Below are 11,583 nucleotides of genomic sequence, written 5' to 3' on the forward strand. Positions count from 1 at the left end.
AGGGGCATTCAGAATCTGGCAATCTATTTATATCGGGTCATTAATCAGATGGCACGATTTCCAGTAGGGAGACTGCACCATGGCTAGGAATAGAGGGGCCGATGAAAGGCCCCCGTCCACAAGGAAACAGCCGATGAAAGCGGGTTTCAAGTCCCGCTTCCAGCGTTCATGGTTCGGCAAGAACTGGCACATTGTTGCCATTCTCGCTACCATCTTGTTCATAGCGTTCTTCGTAAGGACATACTTCGGGTACTCGATCTCCGTGGATAACGGATACCTTGTATCCGGAGGATCTGACTCCTATTATCATGAAAGGGTAATCGATTACGTCATGGAAACGGGCCAGCACCTGGTCCAAGATCCCATGCTCAATTATCCAGCTGGGATGAGGAATGCGAGACCTCCGCTCTATGACTGGTCCGTTGCCGTTACAGGTTCGCTACTGACGGCCTTCGGGATCGATTCATTCGATGCCATGGGCTTCGTTCTGGTAATGTCAACAGCATTCTGGGGCACACTTACGATAATACCCATCTTCCTGATGGGCAGGGCTGCCTTTGGCAACAAGGCCGGAATTGTAGCTGCGCTGCTGTTCGCGATCATGTCAGGTCACATTCAGAGGAGTGTGATGTCAAACGCTGATCACGACGCTATGGTGCTCTTCTTCGCGGTTTGCTCCTTCTACTTCCTGATGCTGGCCCTGATGAATGTCAAAGGTAGCAAGTGGGTCTCCAAATGGGGAGAGATCGGTTCTATCAGGAAAGGGTTCCGCGGTTATCTCAGTCAGAATCAGATATCCCTGCTATACGCAGTCCTATCTGGTACCATGCTGGCAGCAGTGGCCATGATATGGACCGGTTTCGCCTACCTGGTGGTCATCATTCTCGCCTACCTGCTTGTACAGGTCCTGGTCAATCGCTTCAGGGACATAGACTCCATGGGCGTGGTCATCACGGTGGGCTTGATGCTGCTGGTGGGCTTTGCCATCATGGCTCCGGTCTACTACCAGATGAACTACTGGGACACCTGGTTTGACATTCCTTTCTACATGTTCCTTGCAGGGATGATCTTCGGTGGATACTTCGTGATCACCAGGGATTACCCCTGGACACTAACAGTTCCAGTGTTCATGATACTGGGTGGAGGGGCCCTGTTCGTGCTCTCGTTTACCATGCCCAGCCTGTTCGAGGCCTTGATAACGGGGCAGGGGTATTTCGTACAGAGTAAGCTGTACTCTACCATCTCGGAGGCACAACCACCGGACTTCTCCAACCTGGTGCTGTCATTCGGAATTCTCACATTCTGGCTTTCATTTGCCGGCGTGGTCTACGCCGCAATGAAGGTCGCAAAGGATACCAGCCCATACCTCATCTTCATCGTGGTATGGAGCGGCATCTCCATGTTCATGGCCATCTCAGCCGGGAGGTTCATGTTCAACGCGGCTCCGGCCTTCGCCATTACGGCCGGTTGGATATCCGCTATTATCATCGACTGGATCAACTTCCAGGACATTCCCAAGACCCTGTCCGGCGTGACAGGAAATCCCATTCAGGCTCTGAGAAAGGCGGTCAAATTGCGGCATGTGCTTGGAGCGTTGTTCCTTGCGTTCATGATCATTGTTCCCAACGTTTGGTACGCGATGGACGCGGGAATACCATCAAATTCCAAAGAGGAGTACTCGCAGCAGGTCTACGACGTGATGCCCAGTTTCCTCAAACCGGCAGATTACGATACGGTCAACGGGACATCCTGGTACTTCGGAGCGTTCTCCTATAACCTACCACTTCCCACCAGCTACTGGCCAGCGGCTTGGAGTTGGTTCAGTGAACAGGATAGTGAAATCGTTCCAGATGCGGCCAAACCTGCATTCTTGTCATGGTGGGATTACGGTTTCGAATCCGTCAGGGAGGGAGACCATCCGACGGTTGCAGATAACTTCCAGAACGCCTACCAGTTCGCGGGACAGTTCATCACCTGTCAGAACGAGGACTACGCCATCGCCATGCTGATCACCAGGACCCTTGAGAAAACAGGTATATCGAACAATCAGACCATCGTAGCGATGCTGGAGAGATACGATGTCGATGTGGACAAGGTCAACGACATCATGACCAACCCATCAAAATACATCGAAGTGGTGTTGAGCAATCCCGATATCTACGGACCTTACGACAGCGATCTGAGCGCCCAGAATGCCAAGTACTCGGCGATGCAGGTGGAGCTGGCTCTCATTGGTTCTGACGACTTGGTTGACCTATACCACGACCTGAGAGAGGAGACCGGCATCGACGTCGGCTATTTCGCCATTGACGGACGCCTGTTCCCATTCACAGCATTCGGATACAACATCTTCTACGCTCCAGCCTCACTCTCAGACCACAGGATCGATCAGTTCAATCAGCCCTTCGATTTCTACCAGATACTTGCTGTGGATCAGTACGGCGAGACGCACACCTTCGAGAACGTCACCGCTGACATGGTAATCGTGGACTACACCATCGAATACAAAGAGATGTTCTACGAGTCCATGCTTTACCGTACCTTCATGGGCTATGGCCCCTGGGACATTGGGTACGAGAGTCAGGGCATCCCCGGCATCTCGGGTTCCCTCGCCAATCTGCCGCCCATGCAGGGATGGAACCTCTCGCACTTCAGGATGGTTTACCGCACCGCATACTACAACCCGTATCCAGCCGAGCTGGTCTCTGATCACCCAGAGGCATGGCGCGCAGTTTCATTGGAGGAAGCGGTCGAGCTGAAGGAGAAGATCGATGCCGGCGAGATCGACGGCTTGGTCGACATGTCCGCACCCACACTCGCCAGCGGCGTGGTCTTTGTGCAATACTACGAGGGGGCGATGCTCGAGGGCACCGCAACTACAGAATCGGGCAAGCCTTTCGCCAATGCATGGGTGACCGTGCTTGACGACTATGGAGTGCCCCATCAAACGGTCAAGACCGATGAGAACGGTCACTACAGCGCGATCATGCCTTTCGGTAACGTTACAATCGTATACTCGTACGGCGACCTCGATCTAAGGACCCAGGTGGCCGGAGAGCTCCTGACGGTCAACCACAACATCAGCTATTCTCAGGCCATGAGAGATGAGGTCGATTCCGACAATGACGGCGTGTGGGATTACCACGTCAACGGAGACGTGCAGATACCCTCAAGCAGCATAGACGGCACGGTATTCTGGGACATCGACGGCGATGGGGAGTTCGACCCAAGCGTCGATGAGCCAATGACCGATGCCCAAGTAATACTCAATGGGACGTCGATCAAATTCCACGAGGAGCAAGAGGTCGACAACTCTGGTGGGTACCTGTTCTACTCGGTACCGCCCATGACTGCTGACCTCTACGCATATTATGAGGACCGCAAGCTTGGCCTGACCGTCCAGGAGATATTCCCACTGGGTGACCGCACCGTCGATATACCGGTACGGCCCAGTGCGATCAACGGTACCCTTGTCTACGATACGGGAGAGGCTGCCTCCGGTGTCGTCGTGGAGATGGTGGACCTCATCAGTGGAGAGGTGACAAACCGGACGACCTCAGAGGACGGAGAATTCCAGTTCGCCAAGCTGCTTCCAGGTAACTATTCTCTGAGACTTAAGGACCAGACAGTGTCCATCGGAGAGCAGGTGTTCAACCTTGTGAACGGACGCACCGTGGACAGTACATTCACCATACACCATTCCTTGGGAATCTCCGGTAGCGTCAGGCTCGGGGGAACCCTCACCGCGAACGTACTCGTGGGAGCGATCTCTCCCACCACAGAGGTGTGGACCACCTCCGACTCCACTGGAAAGTACTCGATCCTTGTTCCGGAAGGCACCTACACCATCTACTCTATCGCAGTCAAGGCCGGTGTAGAGTATGCATGGATCGGAACGGCCTCAGGTACCGGCAAGGTCACCGTCAATCCCAACCTGGTCCAGGGCAAGGTAATCACCGGGACCGTCTACGAGGGCGGAGTGCCCTCTGTTGATACAGAGATCATATTCGAGGAAAGAACCAGCGGTGCCAGAATCTCCTTGGTCACAAATGCCAGCGGTGGTTTCAGGACGGTGTTGCCCACTGGGACCTACTTCATGTACTCTCACACGGACTCCCACGCCATCTGGCAGGATGTCTATGTCTCTTCTTCGAAGAGATTGGACGTATACCTCGCACAGGCCGTCCATCTCTCAGGGGTTGTATGGACCGACTCCAATGGTAACGACCTCATGGGAGACCAGGAGGGAATGGAGGGGGTCACCGTCACGGCGATCGATCCCGACGGTAGGAAGATAACATCGACCACCGACTCCGACGGGCAGTACCTGGTGACCCTGGTACCCGGGAACACATACCAGGTGAGCTTCTCATTCGATGGTTACTACACGGTCGAGAGGGAGTACAAGCCACTGATGGAATCTGTGGAAGAGAACATCGAGCTTGTCCCAGAGAACAGGACCGTTCAGGGAAGCGCCTTCTTCGATACCACGGCTCTGGATGATATTGAGGTCCGCTTCTATGCGGTCGGTGGAGGGGCGGTGAACGCAACGGCGATTTCCGACGCTCACGGACTGTTCAGCATATCCCTCGCTCCAGGTCAGTACCTTGTAGAGGTTGACCAGAACGTCACCCTAGGGTCCAACGCCACTCGATGGCAGAACTACACCACTCTCACAGTGGTCATCGGAGAGGATCCAGAACCACTTGATTTGGATGTCGTGAAGCGTGTCAGGGTCTACGGCGAGGTCCTACCCGACAGGAATGTGATGACATCCATCACATTCGATGGTCCGGAGACGAAGGAGATCAGCGTCAACTTGACATTCGACATATACCTCATACCGGGAGAGTACGACATTTACGCATCCGCGGAGAGATTCACCACTCGCTACGCTTACCTGGAGAGGATGGCCATCGACCATACATCCTCGCCCATCGTGATAATAACCGACAGGGCCTACGCACTTGATGGAAGCCTGATGTTCGGAGACGGGCCGTTCCTAAGAAAGACGCCAGTTTCCATAACTGATGCGAGTGGAGCAACACTGCGTATCGACACCAATTCCATCGGGATGTTCACCACATACCTGATGCCGGGCGAGTACACAATCGATGTCGATTACAGCACCATAGAACGAATCGGTCTTGAACAGAAATACGTCAGATACACGGGTTACAGGGAGGTCGACCTCCTCTCTGGAACAGAGATCGACATCGAGCTCGACAGGGATTACGACAACTCCACGGTAAGCGGAATGCTCATAGGGACGAATGGCAGCCCAATCGCTGGCTCGCTGACCTTCGCAGCCATATCGGATACCTCGATGAACGCCTCAGCAACGGCGACCATGGCAGGTTTCCACCTAGAGATGGCGCCGGGCGAGTACAGCGTCTACGCCAAACAGTTCGATGGCCCTGGTTCGTACCTGGGCGTGATCGAGATCGAGCCATACGAACCGAATGTGATAACGATCCAGCTTGAGTCCGGTCTGAGGTTCAGTGGAAAGACCATCTACAGCGGAATTCAAGGTCCAGCGAGCATCCAGATCTCTGGCAATGGAACTGTGGACCTGGAAAGCGGACCCGACGGATCGTTTGAGGTATTCCTTCCCAGTGGAAGTTACAGCGTCACCTGCTCCGCCGAAGCCGTTGAGCGTGAGATGGATGTCGAGTACCTGTCCTCCTTCGATCTGGATCTCGTTAGCAGCACCAGCAAGACCATAGAGCTGGAGAAGCAGGTGCTCCTCGGAGTGACGGTCCAATGGAATGAACAGGAGAAGGCCACGATACTGCCCGGTGAGAATGCGGTCTACACCATCACGCTTGTGAACACCGGCAATGTGAAGGACACCTACGAGCTGTCTACACTCTTCACCTCATGGGAAGTTGAGTTCTCCAAGGAAAAGGTCACAGTGGAATTCGGTAGCCAGAACTCGGCCGTGGTCACCGCCACCATATTTGCCCCGGCCGATGCCAAGGTAGACCACGATCAGATTCGGATACTGGCACAGTCCACAACACAATCAAGCAAGTCTGGAAGTGTGAACGTGGATGTGAACATCATAGCGGTAAGGTCCCTGAACCTCACATTCGACAAGGGCTACCCAACGTCGGGTGAGAGCTACTCCTACTCGGTCAAGCTCAGCAACCTGGGGAACATCGAGGACACCTACAACATCACCGTGGCCAACGCTGAGCAGCTGGCTTCCCTGGGGTGGACCTACAGCTTCACCAACAATTCCAAGAGTTGGATGGAGGTCACCGTGGATGCGGGCATGCCGGCCTACTTCGACATGTCGCTCACACCTACAAGGAGCAACCCAGATCCAGATGTTGAGCTTGTCCTGTTCGCCAGGTCTAACTCAGAGGGCACGGTTCAGAAGGCTCTTCCAGTGATTCTGAATCTGCCCCATGTGAGCGTACCCGATCTCTCTGTCACCGGAACATCTGTGCATGACAGCGCACCTGCCATACCCATAGAGACCATTGCCCTGGGCGGCGTAGCCCTCGTGCTGTTCGTGATAATGGCGCTTCTCGGATATCAGAAGGGGGTGTTCAGACGAAGAAAACGCTGATTTCACTGCTGGCAATATCCATGATCCTGATATTGGCCCTGGCACCGCAGGTCCAGGCCGAATACTCTCCTATGTACATTTCCATCGACGGCCCCATCGTCATGGGAAAGGGCGAGACCAAGATGTACAGGGTGGATGTAGCCGGCGGACCTTCTGAGGGGAAAGGCAACTACACCTATACTGCGAGCATACTTGGAACCACGGGAGCGGACGCCCATGTTCTTCCCAGCGATGGCACTTCCAGCGGGACATTCTTCCTGAATGTCACAGCCAAAGGCGAGGTGCCGAGAATAGTGCTGTGGGTGAACGTCACCTCATTCTTTGGAATAGAGGAGGAGAGGATGGTCAAGGAGTATGGGATAGAGGTCATGGACCCCATCGTGATCTCCGCGAACGTGGTGAACAACGGGAACATCTCGGTCAGAGGTGTGCCGTTGACGGTCTTCGCTGACGGGAAGTCCATATATTCCACCACCGTGAGCTTGGATCCCGGTGCCTCCACCACCATTCGGTACAACTGGACAGATCCCTCGGTATCCAGTGGCGAGCATGTCATCAAGCTGATGCTTGACCCTGACCAGGAGTTCATCACCTTCATTGGAGGGGGAACGGTGTACACCTCCACCATATGGGTCGGTGAGCAGGATTGGGGTCTCTGGAACATACTGTTCGTGGTCCTGGCCATATTCCTGGCTTTCATGGCGTACACCTTCTACAGAAGACCGTCAAAACGCCGCAAGAGATGAGAAATCTTTCACAGGCGGATTCTCCGCCCGTTTTGTTCCTTTTTGTTTTTCAATAATACGATTCAAATTGCATATGGATGTAAGCGATTGGTCTAATTGATTAAATAGGAAGTTGTAGATTGACACCTTGATATCATGGCGGACTATCTTATCGAGGTGACCGACGAGAACTTCAAGGAGCTTAAGGCCAAGTATGACAAGATGGTCATCGATTGTTGGGCGGAGTGGTGTGGGCCCTGCAAGATGATCAAACCCCTCGTGGAGGAGCTGGCCGAGAATTATCAGAATTCAATAGCCTTTGGCACCTTGGATGTGGATATGAACCCCGAAACCTCTAATGAAATGGGCATCATGGCCATACCCACTCTCCTCTATTTCAAGGACGGAAAATTGGTGGACGAGATTGTTGGTGTGGTGCCCAAAGAGGCCATCGAAGAGATCATCAAGCAGAAGTTCTAAAGCCTCTTCTGCAAATCTTCGATCTTCTCCTCCAGCCTGCGAGAGCTCACCGCAAGCGTGATATCTCCTCTTGTCTTCTCCACCAGTGAGCGGGCTATATCCTGCTTCCTTCTTATGGCCACCAGTGCCTGAGGATAGTCGAACCTCATTATCACCAGGAACATCTCCTCCATCATATCCAGGTAGGTTATCGCTTCGTCTACCTCCCCTCTCCTGAGCGCGATGAGCACGAAGCGCCTTATCTCGCCGATGGAATCGGCCAATCCTAGAAGGTAGGGAGTGGGCGGAATCCCGAGCTCATGGGGGGCGGGCAAGCGTTCACACTTGAAGATGGAATGGACGATTGCCGCTTCGGCCAGTTCCTGGAGTGCATCGGATACCAACCCTGAGGTCCATATGTCGGGGTGAACTTCAAGCAGGCTCTTGAGTCTGGCGGCTTCCTCGAGAGCCGTTGCCAGCATGTCCGAGGCATCCTCTCCCTTGTGTATGGAATGGACCGCGCCCCCAGAGAGCCGGATGATGGCCCTGGAGGATTTGATAGCGATCTCTCTAACGGTGTCCTTCTCGTCCAGCTCATCCTGGATGCCAATGGCTATCTCGTCCAGGTTTCTCATGTTCCGGGGAAGAGCGGTCGAGGAATAAAGGCTTTCCCTAGCCTCTTATCTCCTTCATGTGGTCGATACGCCTCTGGATAAGTTCAGGCTTCCCGATATCGTGGCGTATGGCTATCGCCTCGCCCTTGATGTGGGCGAGACCCCTCTCGCAGGCCTTCTCCGCATCCTCTATCGAATCCTCCACCCCCACGATCGCCAGGGATCTCGATGTGGTGGTAAGGACGCGGTCCTTCTCCTCATTGACCGCGGCGTAGTAAAGCCAGACGCCTTCTTTGTCGATGGCCCTCTCGTCGACGGTTATGGGGAGGCCGGCCATTGACTTGGTGCCGTAGCCCTCGGGAACCACGTACTTGCATACGGTCGCTTTCTTGGCAAAGGCTGTTTTAGATTGAGAAAGAGTACCGTCCACAATGTGGCCGCAGATCTCCACGAAGTTGGAGGTCAGTATGGGAAGAACGTTCATTGCCTCAGGATCTCCGAAGCGGGCGTTGAACTCTATCACCCTTGGCCCGTTTCTCGTCAGTATGAACTGACCGTAAAGGAATCCAACATAAGGGCATCCCTCGTCAGCCATGGCGGTCACCGTCTTGGCCATGATGTCCATGGCCCCCTCGTACTCCTCCTGTGTCATGAAGGGAAGGCTGTGGTCCGCCATTGAATAGGAACCCATCCCTCCAGTGTTTGGGCCTCTATCTCCCTCGTAGGCCCGTTTATGGTCCTGCACAACTGGCATGGGTACCACGCTCTTGCCGTCGCAGAAAGCCTGGAGTGTGAACTCCTCTCCCTTCGCCCGTTCCTCCAGTACTACCGCGCCACCGCCGATGGACTTGTCCAGTATCTCCTTCACATAATCGAGAACCGCCTGCTTGGTCAGGAGGTGCTCCCCCTGGATCTTGACGCCCTTGCCTCCGGTGAGGCCTACTGGCTTCACGGCGACCTCGCCGTCGTATCCCATCATGAACTCTTTCGCATCACCGTATGAGTCGAAGACCTCGAAATCCAGGTTTCCAGGTATGGAGTGGTCCTTCATCAGGTTCCGCATGAAGCTCTTGGAGGTCTCTATTCTCGCTGCATTCTTCCTCGGAGCAACGCATCCTATTCCCTCCGCCTCGAGGGAATCGGCCAAACCCACCTCCAGGGGAGCCTCTGGACCAATGACTGCCATCTCCACTCCCGATCTGATCGCGAAGTCCGTGACCTTCTGAACGTCCGTCTCCTTGATGAGTTCGAATTCCCTTGAAGCCCTTGCTATGCCAGGGTTCCTGTTCTTCATGGCGGCGTATATCTCGGCGCCTCCATCGTACAGGGCTCGAACGATGGCGTGCTCTCTTCCGCCCCCTCCTACGGCTAGAACTTTCATGATCCGCACCTATTGAGAGAAGAAAGACTTATTGTCTAATAATAATTGATACCGAAGGTCAATCACTTTCCTGCAGAAGAGCCCTCAAATGCCAAGTGCTGACATCAGCTCCTCAAGCCCTTCGCCGCTCTTGGTGCTTACCCTGAACAGCTTCTCGCCATTCTTGATGGACCGGAGATCTGATTCTAGTCTGTTGGCGTCCACATCCAGATAGGGCAGTAGATCCACCTTGTTCAGAACGGCCACGTCGGCGTTGAGGAAGATGAATGGATGTTTTCTGATCATGTCGTCCCCCTCGGTGACAGATACGACCACCATTCTCTTGTCCGTCCCCAGGGGGAAGTCTGCTGGGCAGACCAGATTGCCGACATTCTCTATGAACAGGAAGTCAACCGAGTCGAGATCAAGCTTCTCCAAACCGTGCTTGACCAGGTGCGCATCTAGATGGCACTCCTTTCCGGTGTTCAGGTTCACCGAGGGAATGCCGTTTGACTCCAATCGTTCAAAATCGTCCTGGCCGGTCACATCTCCCGCTATGGCGGCTGGCCTCAGCCCCTTCTCCCTCAGGATGCTTGACATCTTGATTATGAGCTCGGTCTTGCCCGCCCCTATCGAACCTAAGACGTCCAGGGAGCAAATACCCTTGGATCGGAGCAGGTCGAGGTTCTCCTCTGACAACCTCCTGTTCTCTTCAAGAACATCCATCTCCATGGAGATGTCGGTTACCTTGTGCACAACCCCTGACTAACATTCCTTTAGTTAACTCTTGCTGTTCTACCCACTCATTCCATTTCGTTTCTGTCCCACCCGTGGCGGTATCATACTCTCATCGAAAAGCACCTTGACAATAGGACATAATCCATCATTCATCCTCGGCTGCTTACGTTTTTCAATCTAGCTGAGTAATGCGATTCAAATGCCAAGGTCAATATTGAAGCCAGTTTACTATCTGTATTACAGAATTGTTAAGTAAATCCAACCCGATATTTGTCAGGGGCCTATTACAGGTCCGGAGGATAAGTTACCGATATCTGATGGGGGTGAAATAATCATGAGTCTGACCTCTTATTCTGAACCTGAGTTCTCAATAACTAGGGTTCTTGGAAAGAGGGCCATCGTCTATTTGGGCATCCTGTTCTTGGCGCTCGTCCTACTCCTGGTGGTGAACGCGGGAGAGGCAAGCGCAGCGGGGCCGACCTACGTGTATGACGATATCACGTCCGATACCAATTGGACGGCTGACGATAGCCCTTACATAGTGAATCAATCGATCGCGATCCAACTAGGCGCGACACTGACGATCGAGCCGAACGTGACTGTGATGTTCGACGACGGTGTGGGCTTCACGATCTTTGGGACGCTGGATGCCAGGGGTACCACGGACGAGGAGATACTCTTCACATCCAATGGTTCGACCGCCTGGGGTGCTTGGGACGGTCTCCTGTTCAATGAGACAAGCACTGGATCCGTGCTGGACCACGTCTACATACAGTACGCGGATTCACCAATCTATATCTTCAGATCCAGCGTGACGATGTCAAACCTCCGTATCTCAGATTACATCGGAGGGGGGTACATGAGCCCGTGTGCCATTTACTGGGAATCGATATTTGAGCCCATCACGGCGACCATATCGAATATCCAGATATGGAATGGATCATATACCGGGATCATTCTGTGGTCTCAGGAGGGGAATGTTGATCTCACTCTGACCGATGTGATGGTTAGAGACATCTCCTTCGGCTCAGGGTTGGGCATCTCCGCGAATAACAGCCTCCAGTTGAGCGTCAGCAATTTCACTGCCATCAACATGGGTTGGAGGGGCGT

The 11,583-nt window shown here is 53.7% G+C and carries 7 protein-coding genes; 4 read left to right on the forward strand and 3 right to left on the reverse strand.

Features of this window, described 5'->3' with window-relative positions; genetic code table 11:
• The first annotated feature begins 79 nt into the window (after positions 1 to 79).
• The 3 genes from GKC03_04025 (at position 80) to trxA (ending at position 7,782) form a co-directional block, all read left to right on the forward strand.
• Positions 80 to 6,577, forward strand: coding sequence for a hypothetical protein (locus GKC03_04025; protein NYT11703.1), 6,498 nt, complete (start codon positions 80 to 82; stop codon positions 6,575 to 6,577).
• A gap of 20 nt (positions 6,578 to 6,597) precedes the next feature.
• Positions 6,598 to 7,323, forward strand: coding sequence for a hypothetical protein (locus tag GKC03_04030; GenBank protein NYT11704.1), 726 nt, complete (start codon positions 6,598 to 6,600; stop codon positions 7,321 to 7,323).
• 135 nt (positions 7,324 to 7,458) lie between these two features.
• Entirely contained in the window at positions 7,459 to 7,782 is a 324-nt protein-coding gene (gene trxA, locus GKC03_04035) for a thioredoxin (protein ID NYT11705.1), read from the forward strand.
• Here the strand turns inward: trxA and GKC03_04040 are convergent.
• The 3 genes from GKC03_04040 to hypB all read right to left on the reverse strand — a co-directional run bounded on the left by GKC03_04040 (position 7,779) and on the right by hypB (position 10,491).
• Positions 7,779 to 8,396 (reverse strand): translin family protein, encoded by a 618-nt coding sequence (locus GKC03_04040; GenBank protein NYT11706.1) that lies wholly within the window; start codon positions 8,394 to 8,396, stop codon positions 7,779 to 7,781. The two genes, trxA and GKC03_04040, sit on opposite strands and share 4 nt — an antisense overlap.
• Positions 8,397 to 8,433: 37 nt before the next feature.
• The gene (gene purD, locus GKC03_04045) at positions 8,434 to 9,759 is read right to left on the reverse strand and encodes a phosphoribosylamine--glycine ligase (GenBank protein NYT11707.1); all 1,326 of its coding nucleotides are present in this window, start codon (positions 9,757 to 9,759) and stop codon (positions 8,434 to 8,436) included.
• Positions 9,760 to 9,840: 81 nt separating this feature from the next.
• A complete protein-coding gene (gene hypB, locus GKC03_04050) occupies positions 9,841 to 10,491 on the reverse strand; it encodes a hydrogenase nickel incorporation protein HypB (GenBank protein NYT11708.1) in 651 nt (216 codons plus the stop codon).
• Between the two features lie 316 nt (positions 10,492 to 10,807).
• Between hypB and GKC03_04055 the strand changes: the two genes are divergently transcribed.
• A partial coding sequence (locus tag GKC03_04055) for a hypothetical protein (GenBank protein ID NYT11709.1) occupies positions 10,808 to 11,583 on the forward strand: 776 nt, incomplete at its 3' end.

The sequence above is a fragment of the Methanomassiliicoccales archaeon genome (assembly GCA_013415695.1).
GTDB lineage: Archaea > Thermoplasmatota > Thermoplasmata > Methanomassiliicoccales > JAAEEP01 > JAAEEP01.